This window comes from Rhizobium sp. BK181, assembly GCF_014193305.1.
Taxonomy (GTDB): Bacteria; Pseudomonadota; Alphaproteobacteria; order Rhizobiales; family Rhizobiaceae; genus Rhizobium.
The window spans coordinates 132,847-146,509 of the sequence record NZ_JACHZA010000011.1; the positions used below are offsets into that span (position 1 = coordinate 132,847).

Below are 13,663 nucleotides of genomic sequence, written 5' to 3' on the forward strand. Positions count from 1 at the left end.
GCCCAATCCGGTTCACAGCTGGATTTGCAATATTATGCAGCGTCCGCCTTGACCGGCTCGCCCTTTACGCGAACTTCCGTAATGCCGGTGCGGACGACGCGAACGCGAACGCCGTCTGCAATTTCCACTTCGAGCTCCTTGTCGTCAACAACCTTGGTAACCTTGCCAACGAGACCGCCACCGGTGACAACCTGATCGCCGCGACGGATCGCCTTCAGCGTTTCTTCACGCTTCTTGGCCTGCGCGCGCTGCGGACGGATCAGCAGGAAGTACCAGACGACCATCAGCGGCACGAAAAGGATGATCATTTCAAGGCCAGAGCCGAACGGCGACGCCGCGGTGTCGGTGGCAGCCTGGGCAAATGCCGGGGTGATGAACATGCTAAACTCCTCAAAACTTTCCGGTGGCGGAACTCCGCCTTTTCTCGGGTGGCCGGACTATAATTATGGTCTTTGCGAATGCAACAGAAAGAGCCGGAAACCGTACCGATTCCGCTGCCTCATAACCTTTCCGCTCGCAAAAGGCCATGCTACGCCGCAGGCAAAAGACACAGCACGCTGGTCGCAACCAGAATTCAGGAGGAAGGCCCATGGCCGAAGACGTCAACAACGCCATTCTGGCAGAGCTGCGCCGGCTGACGGACGCCATCGACCGGTTGGCTGGTCCGGCGCCGGCGATCAACGACTGGGACGCGGCAGACTGCTTCGTCTGGTCCCCTGCCCGCCAGCACCTCCAGCCGATTGCTCGCCCGAATCGCGTGGCCCTGAAGCTGATCCGCGGCGTCGACCGCGTGCGGGACATCCTGCACGAGAATACGGTGCGCTTTGCCGAAGGCTATGCGGCAAACAATGTTCTCCTTTGGGGTGCGCGCGGTATGGGCAAGTCCTCGCTCGTCAAGGCTGTTCACGAGGACGTGCGGCGCGAGAGTGGAGTATCACTGAAGCTGGTGGAAGTGCATCGCGAAGACATTGCGAGCCTCCCCACACTGCTCGATCTTCTCAAGGACACGCCGCATCGTGTCATCGTCTTCTGCGACGATCTCTCGTTCGATCACGATGATACGGCATACAAATCGCTAAAGGCAGCCCTTGACGGCGGCGTGGAAGGTCGACCGGACAACGTCCTCTTCTATGCGACCTCGAACCGCCGCCACCTGCTCCCGCGTCACATGATGGAGAACGAGCAGTCGACGGCGATTAACCCTTCTGAAGCGGTCGAAGAGAAGGTTTCGCTCTCCGACCGCTTCGGCCTTTGGCTTGGCTTCCACAAATGCAGCCAGGACGACTATCTGACGATGATCGACGGCTATGCTGACCATTTCAAGCTGCCGGTCGATCGCGAGAAAATGCATGCGGAGGCGCTGGAGTGGGCGACGACCCGTGGTGCGCGTTCCGGCCGCGTCGCGTGGCAGTACATTCAGGATCTCGCCGGCCGGATGCGTATCGCGCTCGACCGCGCCCAATGACAAAAGCCCGGCTTTGAGGCCGGGCTTTTGAGCACCCTCGGACGCAATACCTATTCGAGGAAAGTAATCGGGTTGACCGGAGTCGCATCCTTGCGGACTTCGAAGTGGACCTGCGGCTGCTTGACGCTGCCGCTCATCCCGGAGACGGCAACCGTCTGGCCGCGCTGGATCTTCTGGCCGCGGGTGACGCTCAGGGTATCGGCATTGCCGTAGACAGTGACCGTCCCGTCGTCGTGGCGGACGAGAACCGTGTTGCCGAGTTCCTTCAGGCCGTTGCCTGCATAGATCACCACGCCGTTTTCGGCGGCCTTGATCGGCGTACCCTGCGGCACGGAAATGTCGATACCATCGTTGCGGCTGCCGTTGACGTTGGCGCCGTAGGCCGCAATGACGGCTCCACGGACCGGCCAGCGATATTTGCCGATGCCGGTTGCCTCAGGTGCTGCGGACGCCACTTCCTTCTTGGCCGCCTCGTCCACCGTCTCGGTGGCAACAGGAGCCTTGTAGGTTGCCGGCTGTGCAGCCGCAGTCGACGTTGCGGAGGCGGGCTCCGCGACCGGCTTCGGCTCTGCCTTCGCCGGAATGGAAGCCGTCTTCATGCCATCCCGCGAAGCGCCCGGCAGATTGAGCTCCTGGCCGATGCGGATCGAACCGGCCGACAGATTATTGGCAGCCTTCAGATCGTCGATGCTGGTGCCCGTCGCCTTGGCGATCTTGGCAAGCGAGTCGCCCGGCTTGACTACGTAAGTGCCGCCGGCGCCCTTCGGCCCTTTGCCTGCACCGGCCGAAAGCTTGCCGTACGAATCCGCATTTGCGACCGACTTGTCGCGGGCGGAGTTCGCGCCCGGCACGACCGCAACGTTCTGTTCCTGCTGTTTACCAGGCTGCGGCAGGTGGCCACCCTTGGAGAGATCTGCCGTCTGGGCAGATGCCTTGGCGGCATTGCCACCGTTGAGGGTCGGGATCAGGATGATCTGACCGGGCTTGGCTGCAGCGGCAGTCTTGAAGCCGTTGACCCTGAGGATTTCCTTTTCCGGCACACCATAGCGATTGGCGAGCGTTGTAATGCTTTCACCCGGGCGAAGGGTCACGGACGGCGCGTTGTTTGCTGACCAGCCGGAAACCTTGGGTGTCGTGCCGGTAACGATCGAGTCGGTTGCCGCCTTTGGCGGAACGAGAATTGGCGCCGACTTCTTCGGAGCCGCGGCAGCGGGGAACGGTTGAGCGAGTGCGACCTGCTTTTCCCTGGACGGCGCGGCCGGCGCTACTGCGGACGGCGCAGCAAGCTCGGAACGCTGAACAGAGACGGGTGCAGAGGCCATCCGGGCGCTGGAGGCGCCGTAAGCTGGCTGGGCCGGATAAGGCTGGTTCATCGCTTGGTTGTTCGCAGCATAGCCACCCTGGGCAAGATCTGCCTGTGGAACTGGATCGGCTTGTAGGCCACTCATGTTTCGGCGCGGAATGGAATTGGTCGTCATCTGATCCTGACCGGACGACGAGAAAAGACCACCGAAACGTGTCACATCGGAACTGCAACCCGCTACTGTACTCGCCAGCAAAGCCGCTATCAGGACATTACCGGCAGACTTGCCTACTCTTGGCGAAAGACTGAAACGCATGACTCGACCCACTGATGAACGCAACCATTTGTGGGTTTATTAAAGCGCGTTAGTATTACCACGCGGTTAAGGTGCCGAAATTCGCGAGATTTTTTTGAGAGATTGCTAACCATAGCAACACCAACAGGCGGATCGCCTCAAAGTTGCGAAGCCAGCCGTGGCACGATCGGGAGATAAGGCGTGTCGAACAGTTCTTCGCGCTCGAAGCGGCTGCCCGTTTTCGTAAGCCGCACCAGGCGACACTCATTCTCGGAAATCATCAAAGGGGCAATCATCGAACCGCCGGAAACAAGCTGGTCGGTGTAGAACCGCGGCATCGCGTTGAACGCGGCGGTGACCAGAATCCGGTCGAACGTCCCCTCGCCTTGCAGGCCGGCGCTGCCGTCGGCCTGGCGGATAATGACATTCCGGAGCCCAAGCGAATCGAGACGGCGCTGCGCGTTTGTCGTCAACGTCTTGTAGCGGTCGATCGTCAGCACGCGTTCGGCCATACGCGCCATGACGGCGGACATGAAGCCGCTGCCCGTGCCGACCTCGAGGACACGTTGCCCCGGTTTGACTTTCAAGTGGTGCAGAACCCTGACCGCGAAATCCACGCCCTCAATGAAGGAGCCGCATTCGATCGGTATCGTGCGGCTGGAATAGGCCTGCTCGGCAAACTGGGGCGGCACGAACAATGACCGCGGCGTCTGCTCGACCGCCGTCAGCAGGTCCAGATCGGATACACCCTCGGCTCGCAGCCTCAACACGAGCGCCGCAAAGCCTTCCTTCTCCACCAACCGTGCAGTCAAAGCGATTTACTCCGTACCCGAAAGCGCCCGCGCCACGCGGTCCTGTACGGAATAATCAGTCAAATCCAGTTTCAAAGGAGTTACCGAAATCTTGCGATGCTTCAGAGCGTGAATATCCGTGCCTGCGGTGAAGGCGCCGGCACGCTCGCCGAATCTGAGCCAGTAGTATGGAAAGCCCCGTCCATCCGCCCGTTCATCGACCTGCAGATTGAAGGCGAGCTTACCTTGTGCCGTCACTTCGACACCCTCGACTTCCTCGAGCCTGCAATTCGGAAAGTTCAGGTTCAGGAACGTCCCAACGGGCAATTCGAGCGTCATCAGTCTATCGAGGAGCGCCGGGGCGTGCGCCTCACAGACCTCCCAGGGGACTGTCCTTGCGCCGTCTTGGTGCAGGTAGGCCTGGCTCAATGCAACAGAGCGGACACCCTGCAGCGTGCCTTCAATGGCGCCGGCGACGGTGCCCGAATAGGTGATATCGTCGGCGACGTTCGAGCCAGAATTGACGCCTGAAAGCACCAGATCCGGCTTAATGTCCATGACCTGCTTGATGCCCATGATGACGCAATCGGTAGGCGTTCCGCGCAGCGCGAAATGCCTGTCGGAAATCTTGCGAAGCCGCAACGGCTCGGAAAGGCTCAGCGAATGCGCGAGGCCGCTCTGATCCGTCTCCGGCGCGACAATCCAGACGTCGTCGGAGAGTGTCCGTGCAATCCGCTCCAGCGCCGCGAGGCCTTCTGCGTGAATGCCGTCGTCGTTGGTGAGCAGAATGCGCATTGGCTCAAGCCGCCCGTTCGATCTTCTTCAAGCCGCCCATGTATGGCAGCAGCGCATCTGGAATCGTCACCGAACCATCCTCATTCAGATAGTTCTCCAGAACCGCAATCAAGCAGCGACCGACGGCCGTACCGGAGCCATTCAGCGTGTGAACGAACTTCGTCGCCTTGTCTTCCTTGCCGCGATAGCGCGCATTCATACGACGCGCCTGGAAATCGCCGCAGACCGAGCAGGACGAGATTTCGCGATAGGTATTCTGTCCGGGCAGCCAGACCTCGAGGTCGTAGGTCTTGCGCGCACCAAAACCCATATCGCCGGTGCAGAGCGTCATCGTACGGAAATGCAGGCCGAGACGCTTCAAGACCTCTTCGGCACAAGCCGTCATGCGCTCGTGTTCGGCAAGCGAGCTTTCAGCATCGGTAATCGAGACGAGTTCGCACTTCCAGAACTGATGCTGGCGCAGCATGCCACGCGTGTCGCGGCCGGCCGAGCCTGCTTCCGAACGGAAGGACGGAGTCAGGGCGGTGAACCGAAGCGGCAGTTTCTCCTGATCGAGGATCTCGCCGGAGACAAGATTGGTGAGCGTCACCTCAGCGGTCGGGATCAACCAGCGGCCGTCCGTCGTCTTGAAGAGATCGTCTGCAAACTTCGGCAGCTGACCAGTACCGAACATCGCATCGTCACGAACCATCAGCGGAGAGCTGACTTCGGTGTAGCCATGCTCGCTGGTATGCAGGTCGATCATGAACTGACCGAGCGCTCGCTCCAGTCGAGCCAGCGGGCCGGTCAGTACGGTAAAGCGCGATCCCGACAGCTTGGCGGCACGCTCAAAGTCCATGTAGCCGAGCGCTTCGCCGATCTCGAAGTGTTCCTTCGGCGTGTGATTCCAGCGCGGCTTCTCTCCGACGATCCGGGCAACGACATTGTCGTGCTCGTCGTTGCCGACCGGTACGTCGTCATGCGGGACGTTCGGAATGCGCGACAGCGCGTCATTCAGTTCGTCGGTCGCCTGGCGCTCGTCCTCTTCGGCGTTCGGCAGCAGCACCTTCAAGTCGGCCACTTCAGCCTTGAGTTTTTCGGCAAGCTCACTGTTCTTCTGCGCCATCGCAGCGCCGATCTCCTTCGAGGCGGCATTGCGGCGGGACAGCATGTCCTGGACCTTCTGAATGGACGAGCGGCGTTTTTCATCGACCGCGATCAGGCTTTCAGACAAAGGCTCGGCACCACGCTTGGCAAGTGCCGCATCGAGCGCTTCGGGATTCTCACGGATCCATTTGATATCGAGCATCGTCGTTCCAGGTCGTTGTAAAAAAGATAAGCCAGCCAAAGCCCGGCTGGGCCTCGACCGGATGCTTGGAAGCGCTCATTGAGGGAGATCGTCAGACGTTGTCCGTCTTGGCAACGTCCGTGGTTCCTTCAGCCTCTTCGACCGCCTCGCGGGCACGCTGGCGCTCCACGAGTCGCGCCGCGTAGATGGAAATCTCGTAGAGAAGGATGGTCGGCAGCGCAAGGCCGATCTGGGACATCGGATCGGGCGGCGTCAGCACCGCTGCAACGATAAAGGCAAGCACGATCGCAAACTTGCGTTTCTCGGCAAGCCATTGGGACGTCAACAGGCCAACGCGGGCGAGCAGCGTGGTGATCACGGGAAGCTGGAAAACGAGGCCAAACGAGAACACCAGCGTCATGATCAGGCTGAGATATTCGGAAACCTTGGGAAGCAGGGAGATCGCGACATCGCCCTCACCCGGCGCCTGCTGCATGGTCAGGAAGAACCACATGACCATCGGCGTGAAGAAGAAGTAGACGAGCGAAGCGCCCATCAGAAACAGGATCGGCGACGCGACCAAAAACGGCAGGAAGGCGGCGCGCTCGTTCTTGTAGAGGCCGGGCGCCACGAACTTGTAGATCTGAGCCGCGATAATCGGAAACGCGATCACCAGACCGCCGAACATGGCAACCTTCACCTGCGTGAAGAAGAACTCCTGTGGCGCCGTGTAGATCAACTGCGCCTTGGAAACATCGAGCTTCGCCCACATCACGGCCCATTTGTATGGGTAGACCAGGACATTGAAGAGGTGCTTGGCGAATATGAAGCAGGCGATGAACGCAACGAAAAACGCACCGATCGACCACATCAGCCGCGTACGCAGCTCCATCAAGTGTTCGATCAATGGCTGCGGCTTGTCTTCGATTTCACCGCTCATGCGTCGTCCTTCTTCTTCTTTGCTGCCGTCTTCTTCGGAGCGGCTGTGGCGGCAACCGCCGCTGTCTTCTTGACGGTCGCAGGCTTCGTCGAAGCCCGCTTGGGCTTCTCGATTGGAGCGGCAACCGTCGCAGGTTCTGCCTTCGCACGCGGCTTGCGAACTGCTTTCGGCTTCTCTTGGACAGTCGCCGTTACCGGGCTTGCTGCCGCCACGACCGGCTCCGAGATTGCGGCCGGCGGCGGCGCTACGACCGGCGGCGTTTCCGGCAGGCTCATCGACGGCTCAGGCACCGATACGGCAGCAGCCGGAACCTCGGTCTTGTTGTCGACAGTCGTCGCCTTCTGCAGGTCCGCCTTGATGTCGTTGCCCATTTGCCGAAGCGGGTTCATCGCATCGCGCAAACTGTTGACGGGGTTCAACTTCTGCGCATCAGCGAGCGTCTGGCGCACATCGTCCAGATCGGCTTCACGGAGCGCCTCGTCGAACTGCGCGCGAAACTCGCCTGCGACCTTGCGCGCACGCTGGGTCATCTTGCCGAACGCACGCAGCATCGGCGGCAAGTCCTTCGGACCAACCACCACGATCAGTACGACCGCGATGACAAGCAGCTCGGTCCAGCCAATATCGAACATTCAAGGCTCCTGGACGGGAAACGTGGGGGCTACGTTTGCCCGGAGGTGATTACTTGGTTTCGTCGGCCTTGTGATCGACGGTCTTGCCAGCCGTGGTCTCGGGCGTGCTGTCGTCGTCGTTCATGCCCTTCTTGAAGCTCTTGATGCCCTTGGCAACATCGCCCATCAGTTCCGGAATCTTGCCGCGACCGAACAACAACAGCACGATGGCCAAAACGATCAGCCAGTGCCACATGCTAAAAGAACCCATTACGCTAACTCCCTTTTGCGATGTTCCTTGATGTAAGAGTTCCCTACACCAATTCCAACATCAAAGTTCCCTGTAGATTGTCGCTTAATGTCACGGTATCGCCGTCTGTGACAAGAGAATACACATTCGAAAAACCGTGATCGGCGTTGTTTTCGAAATGCGTGACGGAACAAAGGTCAATCCGCCTAGTCTTCGGAGGCGCCACCAGGCGCAAGCAGACCGAGTTCTTCAAGATCGAGTTGCGTTATCGGATCTTCGTCCTCGGTCAACTCGTCGTTCATCGCAGGTGATGGTACATTGAAATTGGCCGGTATGCGACCGGAGAGCAATCCCGCGCCCTTCAATTCTTCAAGGCCAGGCAAATCACGGATCTCCTCCAGGCCGAAATGGTCAAGGAAATCGCGCGTCGTGCCTAACGTGACGGGGCGACCGGGCGTGCGCCTGCGACCGCGAAAGCGAACCCAGCCAGCCTCCATCAGCACATCAAGCGTGCCACGGGAGGTCTGCACCCCTCTGATGTCTTCGATCTCAGCGCGCGTCACCGGCTGGTGATACGCGATGATCGCCAGCACTTCCAAGGCCGCTCGTGATAGCTTCTTTGCCTCGTTCTCGTCGCGCCTGATGACGAAGGAGAGATCTGCCGCCGTACGAAAGGCCCAAGCGTCATCCACTTGGACAAGGTTTACACCGCGATGGGCGTACTGCTCCTTCAGGCGCAGCATGATCGCGCGGACATTCAGCGCACGCGGCAAGCGGTCCGCGATGAAGCCTTCGGAGACGGGCTGCGCGGACGCGAAGACCAGTGCTTCGGCAATGCGCTCCGCCTCTGCCTCCGCACGGAGATCATCCTCTGAATCTTCCGCCATCGTATTGTCGATATGTTCGTCTTCCAGATCGGTCACGCCGGTCGCTCCTGTTCGACCACCTGCAGCGTCCCGTGCTTCGGACCACGCCGCATATAGAGCGGCTGGAAGGCCCCGTCCTGCCGGATTTCAAGCTTACCTTCGCGAACGAGCTCGAGGGAAGCCGCGAACGCACTGGCAATTGCTGTCACTCTGTCTTCCGGCGACGCCGTATAACGCAGGAGATAGGTTTCCAGGGCCGTCCAATCGCCGATCTCGCCGATGATGCGGGTCAGAAGCTCGCGGGCATCCGTCAGCGACCAAACATTCCGTCGTGCAATCGTCACCTGAGTCACCGCCTGACGCTGCCTGAGAGACGCATAAGCCGTCAGGAGATCGTAGAGACTAGCGGTGTATGCTGACTGCTGCCTGTCCGGAATATGCTCGGGCGCACCGCGAGCAAAGATATCGCGGCCCAGACGGTTGCGGTTGACGAGACCGCTTGCAGCCTCGCGCATTGCTTCGAGGCGCTTCAGGCGGAAGGCAAGCGTTGCCGCCATTTCCTCCCCTGAGGGGCCGTCATCCTTGGCCTGTTGCGGGATCAGCAGGCGCGATTTCAGATAGGCGAGCCACGCCGCCATGACGAGATAGTCGGCCGCAAGCTCGATCCGGATACGCCGTGCGCTTTCGATGAATTGCAGATATTGCTCCGCCAGCGCCAACACGGAGATGCGGGAGAGATCGACCTTCTGATTGCGAGCAAGGTAGAGCAGTAGGTCGAGCGGCCCTTCGAAACCGGCAACGTCGATCAGTAGCGCGGGATCGGAGGTCGCGCGCTCCGCGTCGTTCTCCTGCCACAGCTTGTCCATCGGCGTTGCCGCGGCCTGTAGCCGTTCCGTGCCCTTTATCGTGTTCACCCAGCCCAGCTCCTTCCGCGATCAGACAGTCGCAAACATCTCGTCGAATTCGGCGCGGACCGCCGCCTCCTCGGCGTTATCCGCCGTCGGGAAACCGTTCAGCACCGCTTGTGCGCGCAAGAGCGACTGGTGCTGCAAGACGGGCACGTTTTCGACAACCTGTTGCATCTCGTCCATGTGGCCATTGCAATGCAGCACGATATCACATCCGCCGGCGATGATGTTGGCGGCACGCTCTCCGATCGTACCTGCAAGCGCGTTCATCGACGTATCATCGGAAAGCAACAGCCCTTTGAAGCCGATATGGTCGCGGATGATGCCGTCGATAACCTTACGGGAGGTAGTCGCCGGACGCTCAGAATCGATTGCCGCAAAGACAACATGGCACGTCATTGCCATCAATTCGTCCTTCATGGCAATGAACGGCGGAAAATCATGCGCCTCGAGTTCCGCCCGCGAAACCGTAACAACCGGCAGCTCGTGATGGGAGTCAGCAAAGCCGCGACCGTGGCCAGGCATGTGTTTCATCACAGGCAGAAGGCCGCCCGCCTTCAGACCCTCGGATGCGGCACGCCCCATGGCCGTGACTGTTTCCGGATTGCCCCCGTAGGCGCGATTGCCGATCACGTTGCTGCTGCCTTCCACAGGAACATCCAGCACCGGCAGGCAATCAACATTGATCCCGAGGCCCGAAAGATCGAAGGCGTGCAACCGCGACATCAGCCAGGCGGCGCGGACGCCCTTCTCCCTGTCCTGACGGTAGAGATCGCCAAGCTGCTGCCCCGAGGGGTAATGCTGGAAGATCGGCGGACGGATACGCTGAACGCGCCCGCCTTCCTGGTCAATCAGAACCGGAGCATGCCATCCGACTGCTTCCCGCATCTCCGCGACGAGGTCGCTGATCTGCTGCGGCTCCGATATGTTGCGCCCAAAGAGAATGAAGCCCCAAGGACGCTCGGCGCTGAAGAACGCCTTTTCTTCGGGAGTGAGTGAGTGGCCGCTACAGCCAAGGATCATCGCTTTTGATTCGGTCATATCCGAATCATAGAGGTGCCATGCGGAAATACGAGCGGCGTCAACCGGCATTCACAAAAAAACGGCGGACCAATGGCCCGCCGCTTCGATTGAATGCCTGCGAAATCTTACTTCGAGATGAGGCAGCTGCCGCCTGCAGCACGGTACTTTTCGCAAATCGCCGCGGCTTCATCCTTCGAGCCGGCCGGAATACGAACGCGGTAGAAAGTTCCCTTGCCTGCGATCTCCGCCTTGCGGATCTCGTAGCTGCGGCCACTGAGCACGCCCGCAAACTTCTTCGAAAGGCTCGCGTAGGATTTCTTCGCCTCTTCTTCGGAAGGAAGCGATGCGATCTGAACCCCGTAACCGCCAGCCGCCGCTGTCGGCTGAACTTGCGTCGCAGCAGGCGAAACAGCGGCAACTTCCTTCGGCTTTGGTGCTGCCGGCGCAGCAGGCGCCTCCGCGGCCGCAGCCTTCGTCTGTTCGGTTTCGACTGGACGAGCTGCCGGAGCCGGAGCGGCGTCGACTGGTGCACTCTTCACCGCCCGGACCGGCGGCTCGACGTTCGCGGGAGTGGCCGCGGCGGCCTTGGCCAAAGCACTTTCCGGAGGAGCCTGAGCCGGCGTCGGCTTGGTTTCTTCAACCGGGGTGGAGCGTATATCAGCGGAAGCGACCTGCGCGGATGCCGGGAAATTCGCAGCTGTGCCACCGGCAGGCTTGGCGCCAGCCGTGATCTTCTGCGTCTGAACTGGCGTTGCCTTGGGCAGCGTCGGTGCGGCTTGGGGTGCCGGCTCGTCGCGGGCCACCAGAGTACCGTCCGGACGGACGATCATCGTGCGGACCTTACGGGCGGAAACAGACGGCGCCTGGTTCGCGCTGTCAGCCTCGACGGCAACGGCCGTATCCTGGCTCGGCAGCAGGCGCGGATCCTGAGTGTCGCCAACCGGCGTCGCCATGGGCGGTGTCGCGACGTCGCTGTCATTGTCCTCCGGCAGCGTTTCTGGCGTCAGGGTGCGCTGGACAACGTCCACCGGCTGCTCGTTGCTTGATACCAAGGCCTTCTGCTTCGGCTCTTCTGCAGCCGCGCCGCCAACGCTGTCGTAAACAGCCTTGTCCTGGTTCGGCACGGTCTTGCCACCCGGATTTTCGGGAACAACCTTCACAGGGTCCTTGTCAGCGGTAATTACGCGCGGTTCGCCGGAGGCGATGCCGAGCCGGCCGTTGCCGGCCAGGAAGGTGTAGCCTGCATAGGCAACGCCGCCGAAGACGACAATCGCTGCAGCTGCAGCCAGCATCCGCTTCATGGAGCGTGCCCGGCTCATGTCCTCGGCTTCGCTTGCCGACTGGATCTGAACCTGAGAAACATTTTCGCGGCGCTGTACCGGCTCGTTGACGCTGCGACGGAAATCTTCTTCCAGAGCACGTTCGAACTCGTCCAAGTTTTGCAACGGAGCTTGTTTGGCGATAGGCGCGGCTGGTGCTGCGGTTGGCGCAACGGAGATCGGAGCTCGGGTCCGCCATTCCTCGACAACTGGCTTCGCGGGCGTTTCCGCTGGCCTTGCAGGAGCAAGCAGATTAGCGATTTCGGCGTCGACGTCGAAATCGAAGTCGGAGGTCGTTACGACAAGTTCCGGCTGCTCAACCGGCGGCAGCACCGGCACATGCATTTCTTCGACCGCTTCCGGATGATATTCGGCATCCGAAATCATCGACGGATCGAATGGAAGGTCGTCTCCAGCATCTGCTGAGAACGCAGGCGTAGCGGTCGTGTTGGTGGCGGGCGCCATCTCCACCGGTGCTTGGCGGATCGGACCAGCGACGGCCGCAGCGGGCTGCGCCGCCTGGAAGACGGGCATTGGCGCGACCGGTCTAGCTGCCTCGACATGCGGCGTCTTCACTGTGGCTAGCTCAGGGGTCTGCACTCTCGCCGGTTCAATCGCCTGTGGCTGCGGTTGCGGCTTTGCAGGCTCGGCAAAGTCAAAGTCCGCCAGCTCGAGCTCGATGCCTTCAAGATCGAGTTCGAAGTCGTGGCCAGCGAAAGGATCATCGCCCTCCGGTTCGGCTTTGGCGGAGGGAACGGCCAACGGTTGCTCGACCGGCTTCGGCATCGGGGCAACGATGGGCGCTGCGACACGAACCGGTTCTGCAGCGCGCGATAGCTCCGCAGCATCGGCTGCAGGCGCGGCCTGACGCTCGGGAACAGGGTAGTGCGAAACATCGGCAAGGAGATCGTCGATATCGAAATTGATATCGTCGATCTCCGTTGGCAGGGCTTCCGTCAGCGCCGCATCGGCCTGAACGTCACCATCCTTCGCGGCAGCGGCCAGATCGAAGGCGCTGTGATCGATGAGAGGGTCGACCACGGGCGAGTCTTGAAACACCTCAAGTTCTTCGTGAAGAACCTCAGGCTCTTCATGCCGATCGATTTCGGCGGGGAAGCCTGCGGCAGCGGGCGCCTCAAAGACAGCGACGTGTTCGGAAGCAGCGGCAGTCGACTCAGGCACGGAAATGTCCCGCTGGACGACAGGCGCAGCAACAGGAACAACTGCCGGAACTGAGAGCTCGTCGCGGCGTGCCGGATGGAAATTGGCGATCGGAAGCCGGATGCTGGCGGCAGACCACTGGGGAGCCTTGGCAGGCGCCGTCGGTGGGACCGGCGCAGTACCGATCGACATCTCGAGTTCTTCGATCAGATCACGGGCCCCACCAGATACCGGCTCACCGTCACGGACGGCGTTCGACGCCCAAGCGGCAGGCGTAAGGTTGGATGCCACTTCCTGCTGTTGAGAAACCACCGGCTCGATGGCAACTTCAGGCTCGACGACGAAGTCGGGCTCAGCCTCGGCAGCCGGCGCGACTTCAGCTTCGCCAATTGGGGCTTCATGCGCAGCCGGTTGCTCGAATACGGGCTCAGGCAAACGATCAAACGAAGCAGCAGACTGAGGCTCCTCGTAGCGATCGAACTCGCGCAACAACTCATCTTCGAGATTGAAAGCTGGCTCCTGTCGGGGCGCATCCTCAACAGTATTCGCCGCTACCCGTGGCTCGAAACCAACGATGCGGGCAAGTTCCGCCAAAGGATCATCGTCAGCAAAGAGGTCCGTATTCTTACGCGTGTCATACGCCCGCTGTTTGTCTGCCATACTCATCCC

At 60.7% G+C, this 13,663-nt stretch carries 13 protein-coding genes; 1 reads left to right on the forward strand and 12 read right to left on the reverse strand.

Annotation, left to right across the window (positions count from 1 at the left end; translation table 11 throughout):
• Positions 1–32: 32 nt before the first annotated feature.
• A complete protein-coding gene (yajC, locus tag FHT77_RS22070) occupies positions 33–380 on the reverse strand; it encodes a preprotein translocase subunit YajC (protein ID WP_114712569.1) in 348 nt (115 codons plus the stop codon).
• 209 nt (positions 381–589) lie between these two features.
• Between yajC and FHT77_RS22075 the strand changes: the two genes are divergently transcribed.
• The gene (locus tag FHT77_RS22075) at positions 590–1,465 is read left to right on the forward strand and encodes an ATP-binding protein (protein ID WP_183756985.1); all 876 of its coding nucleotides are present in this window, start codon (positions 590–592) and stop codon (positions 1,463–1,465) included.
• 50 nt (positions 1,466–1,515) lie between these two features.
• Here the strand turns inward: FHT77_RS22075 and FHT77_RS22080 are convergent, their stop codons facing one another.
• The 11 genes from FHT77_RS22080 to FHT77_RS22130 all read right to left on the reverse strand — a co-directional run bounded on the left by FHT77_RS22080 (position 1,516) and on the right by FHT77_RS22130 (position 13,654).
• A complete protein-coding gene (locus tag FHT77_RS22080; RefSeq protein WP_183756986.1) occupies positions 1,516–3,084 on the reverse strand; it encodes a peptidoglycan DD-metalloendopeptidase family protein in 1,569 nt (522 codons plus the stop codon).
• 137 nt (positions 3,085–3,221) lie between these two features.
• Positions 3,222–3,875 carry a protein-L-isoaspartate(D-aspartate) O-methyltransferase gene (locus FHT77_RS22085; RefSeq protein WP_183756987.1) on the reverse strand — a complete coding sequence of 218 codons (654 nt, stop codon included), beginning with the start codon at positions 3,873–3,875 and terminating at the stop codon, positions 3,222–3,224.
• Positions 3,876–3,881: 6 nt separating this feature from the next.
• Positions 3,882–4,649, reverse strand: a complete 768-nt coding sequence (gene surE / locus FHT77_RS22090) for a 5'/3'-nucleotidase SurE (protein ID WP_183756988.1) — start codon at positions 4,647–4,649, stop codon at positions 3,882–3,884.
• Positions 4,650–4,653: 4 nt separating this feature from the next.
• On the reverse strand, positions 4,654–5,937 hold the full coding sequence (gene serS, locus FHT77_RS22095) for a serine--tRNA ligase (RefSeq protein ID WP_183756989.1): 1,284 nt from the start codon (positions 5,935–5,937) through the stop codon (positions 4,654–4,656).
• Positions 5,938–6,028: 91 nt separating this feature from the next.
• Positions 6,029–6,856, reverse strand: coding sequence for a twin-arginine translocase subunit TatC (gene tatC / locus FHT77_RS22100; RefSeq protein ID WP_183756990.1), 828 nt, complete (start codon positions 6,854–6,856; stop codon positions 6,029–6,031).
• The gene (gene tatB, locus FHT77_RS22105; RefSeq protein ID WP_183756991.1) at positions 6,853–7,488 is read right to left on the reverse strand and encodes a Sec-independent protein translocase protein TatB; all 636 of its coding nucleotides are present in this window, start codon (positions 7,486–7,488) and stop codon (positions 6,853–6,855) included. The genes tatC and tatB overlap by 4 nt, the downstream gene beginning before the upstream one ends.
• A gap of 49 nt (positions 7,489–7,537) precedes the next feature.
• Complete coding sequence (locus tag FHT77_RS22110) at positions 7,538–7,738, reverse strand: twin-arginine translocase TatA/TatE family subunit (protein ID WP_183756992.1); 201 nt, start codon at positions 7,736–7,738, stop codon at positions 7,538–7,540.
• A 185-nt stretch (positions 7,739–7,923) separates the two neighbouring features.
• Complete coding sequence (scpB, locus tag FHT77_RS22115) at positions 7,924–8,604, reverse strand: SMC-Scp complex subunit ScpB (protein WP_183757030.1); 681 nt, start codon at positions 8,602–8,604, stop codon at positions 7,924–7,926.
• Positions 8,605–8,636: 32 nt separating this feature from the next.
• On the reverse strand, positions 8,637–9,497 hold the full coding sequence (locus FHT77_RS22120; protein WP_183756993.1) for a ScpA family protein: 861 nt from the start codon (positions 9,495–9,497) through the stop codon (positions 8,637–8,639).
• Positions 9,498–9,518: 21 nt separating this feature from the next.
• Complete coding sequence (gene nagZ / locus FHT77_RS22125; RefSeq protein WP_183756994.1) at positions 9,519–10,532, reverse strand: beta-N-acetylhexosaminidase; 1,014 nt, start codon at positions 10,530–10,532, stop codon at positions 9,519–9,521.
• 107 nt (positions 10,533–10,639) lie between these two features.
• On the reverse strand, positions 10,640–13,654 hold the full coding sequence (locus tag FHT77_RS22130) for an SPOR domain-containing protein (RefSeq protein ID WP_183756995.1): 3,015 nt from the start codon (positions 13,652–13,654) through the stop codon (positions 10,640–10,642).
• Positions 13,655–13,663: the final 9 nt, after the last annotated feature.

What these genes read in the sequence shown, in the direction of transcription:
- yajC (WP_114712569.1), bottom strand. Translation starts at nt 380, where the DNA reads ATGTTCATCACCCCGGCATTTGCCCAGGCTGCCACCGACACCGCGGCG.
- FHT77_RS22075 (WP_183756985.1), top strand. Translation starts at nt 590, where the DNA reads ATGGCCGAAGACGTCAACAACGCCATTCTGGCAGAGCTGCGCCGGCTG.
- FHT77_RS22080 (WP_183756986.1), bottom strand. Translation starts at nt 3,084, where the DNA reads ATGCGTTTCAGTCTTTCGCCAAGAGTAGGCAAGTCTGCCGGTAATGTC.
- surE (WP_183756988.1), bottom strand. Translation starts at nt 4,649, where the DNA reads ATGCGCATTCTGCTCACCAACGACGACGGCATTCACGCAGAAGGCCTC.
- serS (WP_183756989.1), bottom strand. Translation starts at nt 5,937, where the DNA reads ATGCTCGATATCAAATGGATCCGTGAGAATCCCGAAGCGCTCGATGCG.
- tatC (WP_183756990.1), bottom strand. Translation starts at nt 6,856, where the DNA reads ATGAGCGGTGAAATCGAAGACAAGCCGCAGCCATTGATCGAACACTTG.
- tatB (WP_183756991.1), bottom strand. Translation starts at nt 7,488, where the DNA reads ATGTTCGATATTGGCTGGACCGAGCTGCTTGTCATCGCGGTCGTACTG.
- FHT77_RS22110 (WP_183756992.1), bottom strand. Translation starts at nt 7,738, where the DNA reads ATGGGTTCTTTTAGCATGTGGCACTGGCTGATCGTTTTGGCCATCGTG.
- scpB (WP_183757030.1), bottom strand. Translation starts at nt 8,604, where the DNA reads ATGGCGGAAGATTCAGAGGATGATCTCCGTGCGGAGGCAGAGGCGGAG.
- nagZ (WP_183756994.1), bottom strand. Translation starts at nt 10,532, where the DNA reads ATGACCGAATCAAAAGCGATGATCCTTGGCTGTAGCGGCCACTCACTC.
- FHT77_RS22130 (WP_183756995.1), bottom strand. Translation starts at nt 13,654, where the DNA reads ATGGCAGACAAACAGCGGGCGTATGACACGCGTAAGAATACGGACCTC.